This window comes from Dasania sp. GY-MA-18 (genome assembly GCF_024734385.1).
In the GTDB taxonomy this organism is placed as follows: Bacteria; Pseudomonadota; Gammaproteobacteria; order Pseudomonadales; family Dasaniaceae; genus Dasania; species Dasania phycosphaerae.
Genome location: NZ_JANHAP010000008.1, coordinates 98,110 through 114,891 on the forward strand (window position 1 = coordinate 98,110; position 16,782 = coordinate 114,891).

Annotated in this window: 14 protein-coding genes; 10 read left to right on the forward strand and 4 right to left on the reverse strand. The window is 46.1% G+C overall.

Going from position 1 to position 16,782, the window contains the following annotated elements:
• The first annotated feature begins 137 nt into the window (after nucleotides 1-137).
• Together NO559_RS10805 and NO559_RS10810 are read left to right on the forward strand one after the other, a co-directional pair.
• Nucleotides 138-743 (forward strand): hypothetical protein, encoded by a 606-nt coding sequence (locus NO559_RS10805; protein ID WP_258331841.1) that lies wholly within the window; start codon nucleotides 138-140, stop codon nucleotides 741-743.
• A 17-nt stretch (nucleotides 744-760) separates the two neighbouring features.
• Complete coding sequence (locus tag NO559_RS10810; RefSeq protein ID WP_258331842.1) at nucleotides 761-1,732, forward strand: diguanylate cyclase; 972 nt, start codon at nucleotides 761-763, stop codon at nucleotides 1,730-1,732.
• Between the two features lie 70 nt (nucleotides 1,733-1,802).
• Here NO559_RS10810 and NO559_RS10815 read toward each other — a convergent pair whose 3' ends face one another.
• On the reverse strand, nucleotides 1,803-2,033 hold the full coding sequence (locus NO559_RS10815) for a cold-shock protein (protein WP_258331955.1): 231 nt from the start codon (nucleotides 2,031-2,033) through the stop codon (nucleotides 1,803-1,805).
• A gap of 472 nt (nucleotides 2,034-2,505) precedes the next feature.
• Between NO559_RS10815 and NO559_RS10820 the strand changes: the two genes are divergently transcribed.
• The 5 genes from NO559_RS10820 (at nucleotide 2,506) to NO559_RS10840 (ending at nucleotide 7,759) form a co-directional block, all read left to right on the forward strand.
• Nucleotides 2,506-3,450 carry a PP2C family serine/threonine-protein phosphatase gene (locus NO559_RS10820; RefSeq protein ID WP_258331843.1) on the forward strand — a complete coding sequence of 315 codons (945 nt, stop codon included), beginning with the start codon at nucleotides 2,506-2,508 and terminating at the stop codon, nucleotides 3,448-3,450.
• Between the two features lie 39 nt (nucleotides 3,451-3,489).
• The gene (locus tag NO559_RS10825) at nucleotides 3,490-5,340 is read left to right on the forward strand and encodes a methyl-accepting chemotaxis protein (RefSeq protein ID WP_258331844.1); all 1,851 of its coding nucleotides are present in this window, start codon (nucleotides 3,490-3,492) and stop codon (nucleotides 5,338-5,340) included.
• A 216-nt stretch (nucleotides 5,341-5,556) separates the two neighbouring features.
• Complete coding sequence (gene folD / locus NO559_RS10830) at nucleotides 5,557-6,429, forward strand: bifunctional methylenetetrahydrofolate dehydrogenase/methenyltetrahydrofolate cyclohydrolase FolD (protein WP_258331845.1); 873 nt, start codon at nucleotides 5,557-5,559, stop codon at nucleotides 6,427-6,429.
• 26 nt (nucleotides 6,430-6,455) lie between these two features.
• Nucleotides 6,456-6,839 carry a RidA family protein gene (locus NO559_RS10835; RefSeq protein ID WP_258331846.1) on the forward strand — a complete coding sequence of 128 codons (384 nt, stop codon included), beginning with the start codon at nucleotides 6,456-6,458 and terminating at the stop codon, nucleotides 6,837-6,839.
• Nucleotides 6,840-6,916: 77 nt separating this feature from the next.
• Nucleotides 6,917-7,759, forward strand: coding sequence for an ABC transporter substrate-binding protein (locus tag NO559_RS10840; RefSeq protein WP_258331847.1), 843 nt, complete (start codon nucleotides 6,917-6,919; stop codon nucleotides 7,757-7,759).
• A gap of 17 nt (nucleotides 7,760-7,776) precedes the next feature.
• Here NO559_RS10840 and NO559_RS10845 read toward each other — a convergent pair whose 3' ends face one another.
• Nucleotides 7,777-8,394, reverse strand: a complete 618-nt coding sequence (locus tag NO559_RS10845) for a TetR/AcrR family transcriptional regulator (RefSeq protein WP_258331848.1) — start codon at nucleotides 8,392-8,394, stop codon at nucleotides 7,777-7,779.
• Nucleotides 8,395-8,581: 187 nt separating this feature from the next.
• Between NO559_RS10845 and NO559_RS10850 the strand changes: the two genes are divergently transcribed.
• On the forward strand, nucleotides 8,582-10,345 hold the full coding sequence (locus tag NO559_RS10850) for an amidohydrolase (protein WP_258331849.1): 1,764 nt from the start codon (nucleotides 8,582-8,584) through the stop codon (nucleotides 10,343-10,345).
• 76 nt (nucleotides 10,346-10,421) lie between these two features.
• Here the strand turns inward: NO559_RS10850 and NO559_RS10855 are convergent, their stop codons facing one another.
• A complete protein-coding gene (locus NO559_RS10855; protein ID WP_258331850.1) occupies nucleotides 10,422-11,750 on the reverse strand; it encodes a cell wall metabolism sensor histidine kinase WalK in 1,329 nt (442 codons plus the stop codon).
• A 25-nt stretch (nucleotides 11,751-11,775) separates the two neighbouring features.
• The gene (locus NO559_RS10860) at nucleotides 11,776-12,474 is read right to left on the reverse strand and encodes a response regulator transcription factor (RefSeq protein ID WP_258331851.1); all 699 of its coding nucleotides are present in this window, start codon (nucleotides 12,472-12,474) and stop codon (nucleotides 11,776-11,778) included.
• A gap of 203 nt (nucleotides 12,475-12,677) precedes the next feature.
• Between NO559_RS10860 and NO559_RS10865 the strand changes: the two genes are divergently transcribed.
• Entirely contained in the window at nucleotides 12,678-15,038 is a 2,361-nt protein-coding gene (locus NO559_RS10865) for a TonB-dependent receptor (RefSeq protein WP_258331852.1), read from the forward strand.
• Nucleotides 15,039-15,243: 205 nt separating this feature from the next.
• Complete coding sequence (locus tag NO559_RS10870; protein ID WP_258331853.1) at nucleotides 15,244-16,698, forward strand: APC family permease; 1,455 nt, start codon at nucleotides 15,244-15,246, stop codon at nucleotides 16,696-16,698.
• Nucleotides 16,699-16,782 lie beyond the last annotated feature (84 nt).

The following is a 16,782-nucleotide window of genomic DNA, read 5'->3' on the forward strand; positions in this document are numbered from 1 at the left end:
TCGAATGCAGCCTGAGCTAAGCTCTAATAATAAGAAACCAGCCTTAAGTTGATACTAAGGTTAAATAATGCGGTCAATAATGCACAGCAATATAATACTAATAAATTCCTTTATTGTTGCAGCATGGATGGAGTGATATGTCAGCTATAGCATTTAATGAAGATATACGCGATGGCATACAGGAAGTAGCTAATGTTGCTGTCGGTATGGCGGCCAAAAATATAGCTAAAAGCTTTTCGGCTTCGGTGAAATTGCCGGTGCCGGAAGTGCACCTGATTGAGGCGGTAGATATACAGATGGCGCTGGGGGCAGTATTTAGCGGCGAAGCGATTACCGCAGTGACCCAGCCCTTTTATGGCAACAGCATTAGTGGCGAGGCGCTGTTGATCTTTACCGATACCAGCATGGAGGCCTTATCGGCCTTAATGGGTTATGAACCCGGTTACGAGCACAACGAAGTGGAGCTGGTCTTGGAGATGGCCTCATTGTTGAACGGCTCTTGTATTACCGGTTTTTGTGCCCAGTTAGATATGAGTGTGTTGCTCAAACATCCTGAGGTCTATGGCCGTCATCTCTCGCTGGCCACTATATTGCAGCAGCAAAGCTTTCCCTGGCGACAAACTTTGGCTATAGAGTTTAACTATACGTTTGAAGGCTATGATGTTGGCTGTGACTTAATTCTGTTGTTTCATGAAGATTCATTGCCCAGCCTTTTCGAAAACGTACAAATTTTGATTGATTAAGCGAGCCTTATTTTAATATGGATAGTTCAACTTTTAGGGAACTGCATTGGTTATTAGATATTATTCAGAGTGCTGATATAGGCATTGTGGTAATAGATAAGGATCTCAAGATTGAGGTTTTTAACCGCTTTATGCAGGTGCATAGCAAGATTGTGGCTGAAAATATTATTGGCCAAAATATTACTGAAGTTTTCCCCCACCTTAATGATGAATGGTTTACTCGCCGGGTTCGATCGGTATTTGAATTAGGCATACCTGTGTACACCACTTTTCAGCAGCGCAAAAGTTTATTTGATTTTGCATTGCGCCTGCCTATACATCATGCCAATAGTGAGATGTACCAAAATACTACCTTTGTACCTTTGCGCTCGTCTACCGATGTTGTTGAGAAGCTGGCGATAATTATTTATGACGAAACCGCTATGGCTATTAGCCAGGGCAAGCTAGAAGAGGCAAAAGACGAGTTATTAGTACTTAGCCGCACCGATAAGTTGACGGGTTTAAATAACCGGGGATACTGGGAGGAGCGCTTAAAAGAAGAGTTTTTACGTAATAGCCGCTCTAGTGAGACCGTGTCGCTAGTGATTTTTGATATAGATCACTTTAAGCGCATTAATGATACTTTTGGTCACACGGTTGGGGATGACGCCATACGGTTTATTGCCAAGGCTTTGCTAGAGCATGCCCGAGAGGTGGATGTTTGTGGCCGTTATGGTGGTGAGGAGTTTACCGTTATTTTACCCAACACCAATATACAGGGTGCCAAGGTTTTTTGTGAGCGCTTTCGCGAGCTAGTTGCTGCTAATGTTGTTCACAGTGGCGGCCATGACATTAGCTTTACGATAAGTTTGGGTATATGCCAATTGGATCAAAGTATAGATAGCGCGCATAAATGGTTGATTAACGCCGATGCGGCTTTATATAAGGCTAAAGAGGGGGGGCGTAATAAAACAGAGGCTTTTGTTGCCTGTGCAGGTTCTGAGGTTTAGTTGTTAGCTATTGTGCTGTTTTAGAGCCAAAAAAAATCCCGCGATTAGCGGGATTTTTTTTACTGGTGTTTTAGCCTTTTGATAAAGGCTCTACATCATCAGCTTGCGGGCCTTTGTCACCTTCAGATACACGAAATGACACGGTTTGGCCTTCGTGCAAAATACGTCTGCCTTTACCCTTGATGGAACGGAAGTGTACAAAAACGTCATCGCCATTTTGACGAGTAACAAAACCATAGCCTTTGCTGACGTTAAACCACTTCACGGTGCCTTCTTCTTTAGGTACAGAAGAAAACTCAATGTTGTCGAACAGAGGGTTTACAAAGATAGCAACAGCGAACAGCGCAAGCAGTGTCCAGAATTCGCTAGCGTTAAAGCTAAAGTTGTCCAGGTTGCCAAACTCGGCTAAATCGAAAATAACAGTCGCTAAAAAGGCCAGCAAGGCGCTGAATGCAAGTCGTAATAGTGGGATCATGATAGTCTTCTTATATTAAATGGTCGTTAAAAAATGGTTAATAGCAGCTCTCAGTGAGGGCGATAGTAGGCTATTAACAGGTTGCGTTGCCAGTTTAGCACGAGCTGAAATGAATAGGTATGTGGCAGGGCAATCAATTAAATCATAATAAAATCAATGGCTAAGTGAATTAGACATTGGCGTAAGCGCGGCTGACTTGCTAAGCTCAGCAAAGATTAATGACTAAGAATATAGGCTATAAGCGTCACAGCTTGGGGCCATAGTTACTGTGTAGTCACTGTATATAGATAGGCAGGGAATGATTCAATTTTTTGGTGACACCCATAAGGGTAATCGCAAGCATAATGAAGATTGTGTGGCGGCAGATAATGAGCTGGGCCTAGGTTTAGTGGCCGATGGCATGGGTGGTTATGCCTGTGGCGAAGTGGCCAGCGCACTGGTGCGTGAAACCTTGGTTGATGCCTTAATACATCATCAGGGCTTATCGGAGGCGATAGTGCGAGCGCACTATCTAATTCGCAGCGAATCCACTAATGATCCTGACAAAAAAGGCATGGGCTCAACAGTGGTGGCGGCCAAGTCGCAGGGCAATAGTTATGAGATCGCCTGGGTAGGTGATAGTCGCGCTTATATTTGGGATGGCCAGCTCAAGCAAATTACCCGCGATCACTCCTATGTAGAGTCTTTATTAGCTTCCGGCAGCATTAGCTTGGCAGAAGCTAAAACTCATCCCAACCGCAATTTAATTACACAGGCGGTAGGGGCTGCCGGTGAAGAGGGCCTAGAGGTTAGCGTGGTTAATGGCCAGCTGGCCGCGGGCCAGATGTTATTGCTGTGCAGTGACGGCCTGGTGGATGAGGTCTCCGATGCGGAGATCGCCACCTTGCTTAACGAGAGTGCAGAGGGCCCGGTATTAGTCGACATGTTGATACAGGCAGCGGTAGCGGCTGGTGGCCGCGATAACATCAGTGTTGTTATTGCACAGGCCGATTCGGTGATGGTGGATGATGATGTGGCCAGAGAGCCTTTTGTGGTTTGTACCACCGGCTTAGATGGTGTCTCTGAGCGCCACCCCTTACCCGCGGCGTTGAGCACCAGTGCGTACAAAGGGGCTGCGATAACTACGGATAGCGAAACCCTAGAAATTGTAGATAATAGCGCTGGCTTGCGGGCAAATTATTTTTGCTTTGCGATAGGCCTTGCCGTGCTAGTATGCGCGGTCTTGCTATGGAAAGGCGTTTAATTTAAGTCGTCCATTAACCCTTTGCCGTACAAGGATTATATGAAAGCGTTCAACTTCTCTATTAAGCAGAGCTTGATATTTATTGCCGTAATTACCGTTTTAGGTTTAGCTATCTTAGCTGCAACCACTGTTAAAACCCTCTCCGATATTAATAAACTGCACCAAAGTCGCGTGTTGCTGGATGAATTTCATACCAGTTTGCTGAGTTTGCGTCGCCATGAAAAAGATTTTCAAAGCCGTTTAGATCTACGCTATGTACAGCGCTTTAATCAAACTATGAAGCAGACTCTGCAGCAACGCGATAGCTTGGCTGCGTTGTTAGATGAGCTGTCTATAGATACTACGGTATTGGCCAAACAAACAGATTACCTAGCTGCTTATCGCCAACAATTTGCACGCTACACAGCCTTGCAGCAAACCATAGGCTTGGATGCGCAGTCGGGGCTATATGGCAAGCTGAGAGCCGCTATACATAATGTCGAGCGGCTGTTGGGTTCGGAACTTGAAGCTAAGATTGAAATGCTAATGCTCAGGCGTCATGAAAAAGACTTTATGCTGCGTCGAGATTTAAAATATGTGGATAAGTTTGATAGCAGCCGCGAAGAGTTTGCCGCTTTATTGGCCAATAATGACCAGTTACTGTTAGGCCTAGGTGAATATGCGCGCTCCTTTCATGCCCTAGTGGATAAAGAGGTGGCCAAGGGTTTGGATACCAGTAGTGGGGTAAGCGGCGATATGCGGGCAGCTGTGCATCAGGTCGAAGAGGGTTTTGAGCTGATGCGCAAGTCGGTAGAGCAGGCGGTAGATCAAGGCTTTGCCCAAGCACATGCCAGCATGCTTATAGCGCTATTACTGATCGCGGTAGTACTGATAGCTCTGGTGTTATTAGTAGCATTTCGGATTGTTAGGGCGTTATCGCAATTTAATCGAGAAATCCTTGCCATCATTGACGATAAAGATTTAACCCGCCAGGTCGCGGTGCAAGGGGGCAGTGAAATTGAGCAAGTGGCCACCGCCTTTAATGAATTAATCACTAACCTACATGGCATCATAGAGGCTATATACCAAGCCTCAGATCATATGTCTGCCGCAGCTGGTGAGATGGCGAGTATTTCGACTAAGGTTGATGGCGCGTCTAAAGAACAAGGTATGGAGGTTGATCAAGCGGCAGTGGCGGTTACCGAAATGTCACAAACCATACAGGAGATAGCCCGAAATGCAGCCAGTGCAGCCGACAGCGTTAATATCGTGCATGAGCAATTGCAAGAGGGTGTGAAAGTTGGCAGCGACGCCCGCGATAATATTCAATTGCTTACCCAAGAGGTGCAAGAGGCCGCAGCCGCTATACAAGAGCTAGAAAGAAACAGTAACAACATAGGCCAGGTATTGGATGCGATACAAAATGTCGCCGAGCAAACCAACCTGTTGGCGCTAAACGCGGCTATAGAGGCTGCGAGAGCAGGCGAGCAGGGCAGAGGTTTTGCGGTAGTGGCCGATGAAGTAAGAACGCTGGCTCAGCGTACTCAAGAATCTACCGAAACGATTAGAAAAACCATTGTTGAGTTTCAGCAGGGTACCAATGAGGTGGTGCAAACCGTTAGCAAGTCTAACCAGCGTGCTGAAGTAGGCATAGAGAAGGTGACCCGTTCTACAGAAATACTCAACGAAATATCCTCTATGGTCAGCAGCATGAGCGATATAAACATGCAGATTGCCGCTGCATCTGAGGAGCAAAGCGTGGCTTCTAACGAAATTAACCGCAATGTTACTCGTGTCTCAGATCTATCCTTGAATGTACGCGGCCAAACCCAACAGGCTAGCAAGGCCAGTGCCGAATTGACCCGTTTGGGCGAGTCGCTATGCGATAGGGTAAAGGTTTTCAAGCTCTAAGCCTTAGTGCTTATTGCTAGCAATAGTACCGAGCCTGCTAGAAAAGCAGTGTTTCTAGGTGCTATTGCGGGCTTTTGTTGCTCAATAATGGCTGCTTAACGGCTAGCTTTCGCGTAAAATACCCCGCCTTTAGAAAGCACTATTAATAGCCTGCTGGCCAGCGGTGCTGACAATAGTTATACCGTGTTCTTATTTTTCGACAAAGGGTTGGTCTACATGAATATAGATGGCAAACAGGTCGCTGCAGATTTACGTCAGTCATTAGCGCAAGAAGTGGCAGAGCTAAAACAGCAAACGGGTATTACCCCGGGTTTAACCGTAGTATTGGTAGGTGAAGACCCAGCCAGCCAAGTGTATGTGCGCAACAAGGTTAAGCAAACCCAGGAAGTGGGCATGATTAGCAATGAGTTTCGCATGGCTGCCGACACCAGCGAAGAGGCCTTGCTGGCCAAGCTGGACGAGCTAAACAACGACCCCGCTGTACACGGTATTCTGGTGCAGCTGCCACTGCCCAAGCACATCAACGAAAGCCGAATTATAGAAAGCATAGTGCCTGAAAAAGACGTGGACGGTTTTCACGCCATGAACTCTGGTCGCCTGATGAATGGCGAAGAGGGCGCCTTAGTACCCTGCACCCCGCAGGGCTGTGTGATTTTGGCTAAAAAACACCTAGGTGATGATCTTTCAGGTAAGCATGCGGTAGTGATAGGCCGCTCAAATATTGTAGGTAAGCCTGTGGCCATGTTGCTGCTGCAAGAAAGCTGCACCGTAACTATCGCCCATTCACGCACTAAAGATCTACCCGCGCTGTGCCGCGAGGCCGACATCTTAGTCGCCGCCGTAGGCCGCCCAGAAATGGTTAAAGGCGATTGGATTAAGCCCGGTGCAACCGTTATTGATGTGGGTATTAACCGCATAGCAACCGAAGACAGCAAAAGCCGTTTAGTGGGTGATGTGGATTTTGCCGAGGCCGAAAAAGTTGCCGCTGCCATTACCCCCGTGCCCGGTGGCGTAGGCCCCATGACGATTGCCTGTTTGCTAAAAAACACCATAGAAGCTGCGCGCCGTTTTGGTGTGCGCCCGCAATAATTTCACCCTATTCACGGAGCATCAACATGATAGAAACCATTGCAACAGATAACGCCCCTGCAGCTATAGGCCCTTACTCACAGGCTAAATTAGTGGGCAATACCTTATATTGCTCAGGCCAAATTCCCCTGTGCCCTAAAACTGGCGAGATGCTGGGGGGCGAAGATGTAGCCAGCCAGGCCAAGCAGTCTTTAGAAAACTTAAAAGCGGTATTGGAAGCGGGTGGCAGCTCTTTAGATAAAGTGGTTAAAACCACTTGTTACCTAGTGAGCATGGATGACTTTGCAGCGTTTAATGCGGTATACGCTGAGTACTTTGGCGAGTCGGTACCGGCTAGAGCCTGTGTGGCCGTTGCTGAGCTACCCAAAGGCGCACTTTGCGAGCTGGATGCTATAGCTATAGTAGGCTAAAGGGCCTGCGAGCGACTTAGCTGGTATTGGTTATACTTAGAGCACTATCCTCTGTTTTAGGCAGGTAGTTGCTCTTTATGCCGCAGATTGTATTTGGCCTATATCTTGTTACCGCTCTGCTATTGCTTTCAGCCATGGCAGAGCAGTATTCCTCCCCTCCCGCTGGTTCAGCGAGCAGAACGCAAGCGACTAAAATTCTCTATGTTGCCGCCGATGTATGGCTGGGTGATACCAATGCCGATGGCAGTGGTGCATATTACGACATTATACGTAGGCTGTTTGAGCCTTTAGGTTATCGCATACAGCATAGGGTACTGCCCATGAGGCGCGGTATCGCTGCGATTCATAGCGGCGCCGAGATTGATATATTGCTGGCCGACTGGTCACGAGAGCATTTACGGCTAGGCGGGCAATACCAAATGGACAGGGTGTTAATCCCTGAGCATCCCATGTCTGTAGAGTATGTAATAGCGTCTTTTCCGCCGCAATCAACACTGCGATGGGCGGATATTGCAACAGATAAATCCAAGCGCGTGGCTTGGGTTAAGGGCTATAACTACCATAAGCACCTAGCTTTGGATGAGCATGCTATCACTCGTATATCCAATAGTACGCAGGGTATTAAAATGCTTTATACGGGGCATATAGATTGTTTTCTAGATGATCAAACTGAGGTTTCTAGGCTGCTAAAGCAGGATAAATTTAAGAAAGTGTCGCTAAGGCAAGAAGTGGTGATGATGCGTAAACTCTACCCCATATTTCATAATGATAAGGAGGGTAGGGCATTAATGCATAAGTATGATGAAGGTATGGCAGCGTTGATCAGCAGCGGCGAAATCTATCCCTTATACCTGCGTTATGGCAAGAATTATCGGGCAGTACAGGCCGATGAGATAGCGCCGCCAATTGCAAATCAGTAAGTCATGTTAGGCTGTCATTAGGGCTTGGGCTGATTGATGATTTTTTCTATCAAGCTTTTTATATGCTGCTCATAAATTTGCAGAGACTCTTGTTGGTCCTCTTTACTTAAATGCCCTAAATCGTAATAGCTAATATTGTTGATTTTATAAATCAGTCGGCCGCTATTAAGCAGGCTGTGTTGCGGCCATTTAGAGCCATAGAACGTGAACATCCGGGCATAAAATTCGGCTATGCGTTGCTCGTGTTCCAGCTCCATGGCCATCAAATCTTCGTTAGTGTATATGGCGTAATCCAGAGCTCTTACCAATTTAACGTGGTGGGTGTCGGTAATAAGTTCTTTTTCCATTAAATCAAACAGCTGTTCCCAGCTTAGGGTGGGCATCAGCCCTTCATAGCGTTTGCAGCCCTCTATGACCTCATCCAGCATTTTGCGATTTATGGCATACACTAATGCTTCTTTATTAGGAAAATATTGGTATAGCGAGGCTATATTGATATTGGCATCTTTGGCGACACGGTTGGTGGAAAAATTATCGTAACCTTCGTTGGCCAGTAAGGTTTCAGCTGCGGCTAAAATATCGGCAACTCGTTGTTTGGCGCGGGCTTGTTTAGGGGTTTTTCTCGGTTGAACCACAATTATTCACTTATTTTGATTGTAAGGTAGTGTAAGCAGCGGGCTAGTTTACCCAGCAATAGCGACAGTCACAAGTCGATTTGTAAGTTTAAGCTTATTTTTTGTTGACCGGCACGGGGAGTTTGCTTATGCTGCTAAAAATGAGTGCAAACTTATATTTAGCAAAAGCAAGCAAAAGGTATTAATAATGAGAGCAGCTAAAAAATTATTTAGCCATATCGCCCTAGGCGCATTTGTGGCGGGAGCCTGTATTAGCCAGGTATTGGCAGAGCAGGCAGACTATGTGTTCAAAAATGCCAAAGTCTATACCCAAAACCAAGCGCAGCCATGGGCTGAATCCGTTGCGGTCAGGGGTAATAAAATTATATATGTGGGCTCGAATAAGGGCGCCGAGGATATTATTGCTGGTGGCACCCAGGTAATTGATGCCGCTGGCAAAATGATTATGCCTGGTTTTATTGATACCCATGCCCACCCTGTTATGGCTGCGGGTGGATTTCACGCCTTTACCTTAGACTTAAATGACAGTGTTGAGCAATGGTTGGCCGTAGTGGAGGAATATGTCGAAAGCCATCCTGAGGTTCAGGCAATTTATGGGGCCGGGTTTATGGCTTCTACTTTTGGACCTGAAGGGCCCAATAAAGCCTTGTTGGATAAAATTGTTGCCGACAAACCAGTACTAATTATTGATGAGGGCGGGCACAGTGCTTGGGTTAATAGCAAGGCGCTGGAGTTGGCGGGTGTTAATAAAGATACTCCCGACCCTATACCAGGCACCCATTTTTATCAGCGTGATGCGCAGGGCGAGCCCACTGGCTGGCTGGTGGAGGCCATGGCTTTTATGCCTATGCTGGCTAAGTTAGGCATGATCTCTGAGCAAACGATCTTAACCGGCGCAGAGCAGGTGTTTCCGCTGTTTAGCCAGTTTGGTATCACCACGGTTTACGATGCCGGTTTTTCGCAATTTGAACAATTGGCTTATGACAGTGTTGTAAAACTGGCTAAGGCCGATGCCATACCTTTCCGTATGGTAACGTCCAATATGATACAAAGTCCCAACCACGTTGCCGATGCTATTAGCACATTGCAGAGCTATCAGCAAAAGTACACCTCTGAGTTAGTGCAGCCACGAGTGATGAAAATCCATAACGATGGTACTAAAGAGGCGTCCACCGCAGGCCAGTTTGAGGATTACAACAACCAGCCTGGTAATAAGGGTAGTGTGTTATTAGAGGGCAAGGTATTACAAGATTTTGTAGTCGCTATTGATAAGGCTGGCTTCGATATTCACATACATGCCATAGGCGACAGAGCTGTGGATGAGGCCTTAGATGCTTTTGAAGTGGCGCGAAAAATTAACCCTGATAGTCCTAACCGTTACTCAATAGGGCATACTGAACTGGTGCGCGATCAGGATTTAAAACGCTTTGCTCAACTGGATGTAATCGCGCAAACCACACCTTTTTGGTTTGCTACTGACGGCGAGATGGAAATAGCTCAGGTAGGTAAAGAGCGTGCCGGCAAACTCTATCGTTTTAGAAAAATCATTGATCTAGGCGGTAAGGTCAGCTTCGGTAGCGATTTCCCGGTTACTGGTGAAGTGTTTGGTTTGTCACCCTTGCCCAATATAGAAATGGGCATGAGCAGAAAATACTACGGCGAAAAAGGTATGCCAGTCACGCCACCAGTAGACGCCTTATTAAGCCTGGAAGAAATGATTAGAGGCTACACCCTGGATGCTGCCTATCAGCTTAATATGGAAAATGAAGTGGGTTCATTGGAAGTAGGCAAGTTGGCGGACCTAATTATTGTAGATAAAAACTTATTCGATTTGGATGTGTACGATATACATAAAGCCAAAGTTGAAATGACCATGATGAATGGCAAAGTGGTTTTTGAACGCAATGATGAGATAAAAGCCTTTGAAAAAGTAATGGGCTTCCCCCACTAAAAATTATATAGCTGGCCGGGCTGAATGATTATTGGTAATGGTAAATCAAACAGCCCACAATCTCTGTAGACTGAATTTATAGCGGCCAGCTAATTACAAATTTTGCCCCCCCTAAGGGCGAAACCTCAACATGGATGTTACCCTCAGTTTTTCTAATAATCTCTAAAACTATCGCTAGCCCTAAGCCGCTACCACCGGTTTGTCGACTGCGGCTGCTGTCTATACGATAAAAGGGTTGGAATATATTTTCCCGCTCTTGTTCCGCTATGCCTATGCCGTCATCTTCCACGGTGAGTTGGTAGGCTTGCTCAGTTTTCGCTAGCTTGATCAAGATGCATTGTTTGGCGTATTTACAGGCATTGTTAATCAGGTTGGCGCAGGCAGTTTCTATTAGGCTATTGTTGGCTGTGAGCACTATGTCGTGCTGGCAGTGAAACTGTATGCGAGTGTCACTGATATTATTCAGCAAATTGTTAATTACTTGCCGTATAGAGATCTGCTTTTGCGAGCTGGAGTTGTTTTGTAAATAAGCCTTGGAGAGTTGCAAGACATTGGTGGTTAGGTGGTCTAAATCGTTGAGGGCTTTATCCATTTCGCTGCCCATAGCTTTAATGGTGTCGGGGTCACTACTGGCATTGAGTATATCTAAGGCTAAGCGCAGGCGGGTAATAGGACTGCGCAATTCATGGCTAATGGCACCGTTAAAAATTTGTTGTTTTATTTCGTCGTCTTGCAGCTTGGCCGACATGGTGTTGATATCATTGGATAATAATCTAAAGGCAGCTACGGAAGTGGTGGGGGCTTTGGTTTTATAGTGGCCTGCGGCAATGGATTTAACCGACTTACTTAAAGCTTGTAGATAGCGGTATAAATAATAGGTGATCAGATACACTAGGCTGGCGGTAATAATAAATATCATGGCATAGCCTATATAAAAGCTGGTTTTGAAATAGCTATCATAGGCGTCGTGAAACTGTATTAGCAGGGCTTTTTGACTGTGCAATGAGTGTGAGGGAAAATTTAACCGCTCTACTATAGGCTTGAGTGGTACCGCTAATTCTGCAGTATCTAAAAACCGGCTTATAGATAAAGATAAAAATCGGCTATGGGTTAGTGGCGTTACCGGGGCTAGTCTTTGGTCGCTAATATCAACGATTTCTATATGTTTAATATTGTAAAAGTTTAATTCCGAGCGCTGTTTCCACCATTGCATTAGCTCATGCAAATCGGTATTGCTGTTTTTATGTTCTCTTAAAAGTGATTCGGCCAGCGTTTCAGCGTAATAGGTTGTTTCTTTAGCAAACTGATTTTTGTAGGTGGTATTTAGCAAGTATTGATTTAAAAAGCTGTTTAATAAAAAACAGCCAATAATAAGTATATAAAGTCGTATAAATAGGCCTTTCAAGACAACTACTCCGGGTAAGGCGGGTTTATTTGATAAGAATATAGCCTTTGTGACGCAAGGTTTTAATATATTCGTTATCGGGATTGTTTTTTTGTAGTGCTTTTCTGAGCACGGAAATGCGCATATCTATAGATCTGTCTATGCCGTCGTAGGGTTTGCCGCGTAACATCAGAAATAGATCGTCACGCTTAACGGTTTCGCCAGCTTGCTGGGCCAGTATCCAGAGTAACTCAAATTCTGAGTCGCTAAGGGCAATAGGTGTTTCGTCGCGTAATACTGTGCGGTTGGCTTTATTAATGAGTAGATCTTGCACTTGCACTGTGGTTTTGGGTTGGGCTGCGGATAAGCGCCTAAGCAAGGCGTTAATATGCGCCAGCAGCACATGGGGCCTAACGGGTTTGGTGAGGTAATCATCTATGCCTGAGTTTAGCGCCATGGTCTCATTGAGATCATCGTCCTGTGCGGTCAGCATGATGATGCCTTTGTTGTAGAAAGGCCTTACTTCTCGGCAGATCTCTATGCCGTCTTTACCGGGTAGTAACATATCCAGTAGTACGATTTCTGGCAGGCATGTTTTGATGTGCTCTGCTGCATCATAGCCATTGTCACAATGCTCGACATAAAAACCTTCGCTTAGCAAAAAGCGTTCAAGTAGCTTGGCAATATGGCTGTCGTCTTCGACTATAAGTAATCGGATTTTACTGTTGCTGCTTTGCTCGGACATTATTAAGTATTCGCTTGTTAAACGTAGAGTTATAGCATAGTTGAATATGGGCTTGGGTGGTATATGCCGCTTAGTGGTTTATTTTTAATTGCTTACAAGGGCTGACAAATTGATACGGTTGTTGACAGCAGTGTCGCTTATTTTGGGTTTTAATGTTAGTTCAAATATCGATCAGTCTAATTATAATAAGCCGGTATCAAACTATGAGAAAATCCAATAATAGCTCCCCAAGTTTTAGAAAAAAACTATTAGCAAACTCTATCAAGTCGCTCACCTTAGCCACGGTAGCAGTATTGCCCTCTTTTGCGGTGGCTGCGCCCATGGCATTAGAGGAGGTGGTGGTAACAGCAACCAAACGTTCCGAATCTATACAGGATGTGCCCCTGGCCATTAATGCTATTTCTGGCGACTTTGCCAGAGAGGTTAACCTTAATGATGTTAAAGACATGATTAAATTTAGCCCGGGTATTAGTGGTAATAGCCAAGACAGCTTTTTGGATACTATTTCTGTTAGGGGCATAGTGTCTAATGATTTTGGTAATGGTGGCGACCCTTCTATAGGGGTGTATAAAAACGGTAATTATCAGGGGCGCAATGGCAGTGCTGTCAGCAGTCTTTTTGATATTGACAGGGTAGAGGTATTACGTGGTCCACAAGGGTTTCTGTTTGGTCGCAATGCCATATCAGGCGCTATTAGTTCGCACAGCAATAAGGCTAGCCTGGAAAGCCAAGAGGGCTATTTAGAGCTGGATGTTGGCGAACGCAATGTGTTTGTGGCCGAAGGCGCTATTAACATGCCCGTCAATGATAGCTTTGCCTTACGAGTAGCAGGCTATCATTCGGAAGAAGATGGTTGGGTGGATCATCTGCCTAGCGGCGATAAATTATTGGGGCATAACAAAGATGCCGCGCGTATATCGGCCAAATTTGTTAGTGAAAAAATCGATGCCAATTTCTACGTTGAGTACGAAGATAGGAAGCAGGGCGGCACAGTGTATGTGGCTAGAGAAGATCAGGCCTATCAAGCTTTAAATGGGGTGTTAACCGGTGCCGGCTTGCCGGCTTTGGCGGCTAGGCCTAAACATGGTGAGGATGTGAGTGATTTAGATCTCAATGGCACGGGCCAAGGCATTTATGACGATGGCAATGTGTTAAGTGTAGGTCTACAAATTGATTATGATATGGAGAATCTAGTACTGACTTCTATCACGGGCTATAAATCTCATCACTACGCTTATGCGGAAGATTATGACGGCAGCAGCGCCCAGTTGTTTTGGTATAGCCAAGATCAAGAGGGTGACTACCTAGAGCAGGAGTTTAGGTTGACCTCGAATAGTGATGGCGCCCTGAGTTGGTATGCTGGGCTTTCGTATTATGAGGAAGATATAGACACGATTTTTACGGGCAATCAGGCTGAAGAAATCTACTGTAATATCTACTGGGGTGGAAGCTGTGCCTATGCTGTTTATCTGGACAATGCTTATTACAGTTCTGCTTACTTTGGTTCACCGGGCGGTTTTACCCCTGCCTCTAGTGGTCTCATAGAAGATAAAAATAGAACTATAGGTCAGTACCAAGGCTATGCTGGCTATGTGGATTTGAGTTATCAGTTTACTGAAACTGTTAGTGTTAGTGCCGGTGTGCGCTATACCTACGACGAAAAAGAAATGTCGCAGCAGTCTTTGCCTGCGGAGTCACTTTTTAATGGTGGCGTGCAAGCGCCCCTCACTGAGGGTGTTATAAAAGACAAAGAAGATTGGGATGAAGTGACTTGGCGCGTTGTGATTAACTACCAGCCCAATGATGATACCTTGTTGTATTTCAGCACTACTACGGGGTCAAAGTCTGGCGGTTTTAATAGCTTTAGTTTAACGCCTGCTGGTGATAAACCTGCTTCCTTTGATGAAGAGTCGGTGATTTCCTATGAGTTGGGTTACAAAGGTACCCTGCTCGATGGTAGGGCGCAGCTAACGGCCAATACTTTTTACTACGACTATACTGACCAACAGCTCACCTTTGCTTACCCTGATAGCCCCAATATCACCCGGGTAGGCAATATAGGGCAAGTTGACGGTTACGGTTTTGAGGGTACTGCTCAAGCCGTGCTTACCGATACGCTGCGTTTTATGCTAGGCGTTTCTTGGTTTGATAGCGAGGTAAATGAGGTAGAGAACTTTTGTGAAAACCTTGATGTGTGTGAGGGTGAGCCGCAACCCGGTGCGCCAGAGTGGACTTTCTTTGCCAGTTTAAATACCGCTATACCTGTAGCAGGTGGTGAGTGGTTTGGCAGCCTCAATTATAGCTGGGAAGATAAGCGTGCTAGCAGCTTAAACCCCAACCTATCTAAAGACCTTAGAGGGCCGCGCGAGCTGCAACTCTCGGCGGGTTATCGCTCAGAGCAGCAGTGGACGGTTTCGGTTTATGTGGAAAACCTGACCGACGAAGAGTATTACGATGGCGGCGTCAGTAATGCCGCAGCCGATGGCTCATCCTTCTACCCCGATTCTGATATCAACCCCAGCCGCCCGCGCACAGCGGGTATACGTTTGGGCTATGAGTTCTAGCAGTAATACCTAGTCTTTAGCGATGACGGCGTTAGGGCAGAGTGGTAGCTGCCTACCTTAGCCAAGGATGGCTTTTTTACAATCGTGTATATAGCGGCTGTCATGCTGTGAATTGCAAAGCTGCTGCTATCTTCCGTTATTGTTGTTATAAAATGGCTATTTTGCGTTAAACTAACGCCTTTGTGCATTTTATGAGAATAATAATATGAGTGATTCAAAAAGCATGTTAGGCACTAATTCTGTTGCGGCCAAACCTTTAGCAGGGGATAAATCCTTAGGTACTTGGGACGTATTTGTTGCCGGTGTGGCGCTAGTAGTAGCCGCCAGTACCTTAGTGAGCGACTTCAATGGTTACTTTACCTTGGGGGGCGCTTTTGTTATCGCCCTGATCATGGGGTTTTTAATTAACTTATTCCTAGCGGTATCCGCCGCCGAGCTCAGTGCCCGCTACCCAAAGTCGGGAGCGATTTACAACTATGCCAAGGCCATTTTTGCGGGCCATAGTGGTGTGTTTATAGGCACCTTTTTAGGTCTGAGCTTTTTCGGCATGTTTGCCTTTACCGCTGCGGGTGAAACCGCCGCCGGTGCCTTGGGTTTACAGGCCTTGATTGGGCAGGAGTTACCGCTAAATTATTTTATTGTCAGCATGATGGTGTTAGCGGCCCTGCCCAGTGTGTTTGGTACTAAAGAGGCGGCCTGGGTTAGCGCCGGCCTGTTATTGTTTATGCTGGGCATACGTTGGGTGTTTGGTCTGTCGGGTTTTTTTGGTTGGGGCCATGATCACAGTTGGCAGTTTGCCAATATTATGGACGGTGTCGAGCTGTTTAATTTTAGGGGTGAAAATGGCATTTTAATGGTGGGCTTAGCCTTGGCTTTTTGGAGTTTTGTAGGGGTAGAGTTTGCCTGCTCACTGGCAGAGGATGTGCCTAATCCCAAGCGCTCTATGCCTAGGGGCTTAATCATTGGTCTGTTAGGTATATTAGTTACCTCCTTGGTGATGGGTTTAGGTGTGACCGGCATTATGCCCTTGAGTGAGTGGCATGTATTGGTGCAGGGTGACTTAGGCCAAAACGGCGAAGCCCCGCAGTTAGCCGCTGGCCAGGTTATGTTTGGCGAAGCAGGTTATTACTTAATGGCCCTGGCTTCGGCAACGGCGACCTTGGGCACCCTAACGATTGCCTTTAACGCTATTCCTAGAATCTTGCATACCATTGCCAAAGATGGCTATTTACTAGGGCCACTATCACCCTTTATCGCTCAGCTACACCCTAAGTTAGGAACGCCAGTTAATGCTATTGCCATTACTTTTATCACTTTTGTTTCGGTAGCGGTTTCCACCAATGCGGTAGTCGATTGGATCTTGTCGGCGGCTTATGTGTGGATACTGATTTATATAGGTTTTCATCTGCTGGCATTTATTAGCCGCTGGGATAAAAACAGCGAAGCCGGAGCCTTTAAGCGTAGCCTGGTATTGGGCAACGCTGTCGTAGGCAGTATCGCTACAGTCATAGCTTTGTATTATGCATTTATAGGTGACCACGCTAATTACGGTGGCAAGGCCTTAATTGTTCTGGGTATCGCTTTTGCGCTGGCGGCGCTGTCTTATTATTTTCATCGCCATGAGGTGGCTGAACAGGGGCTAGAGGTTGAGGGTTTGTAGATGCTATTGATGGATGTTGATGGGGGCAGGGTAACTGCCTCCTAAGACAGGCCGTCAATACATCCTGCAAGCAGTACACTAATT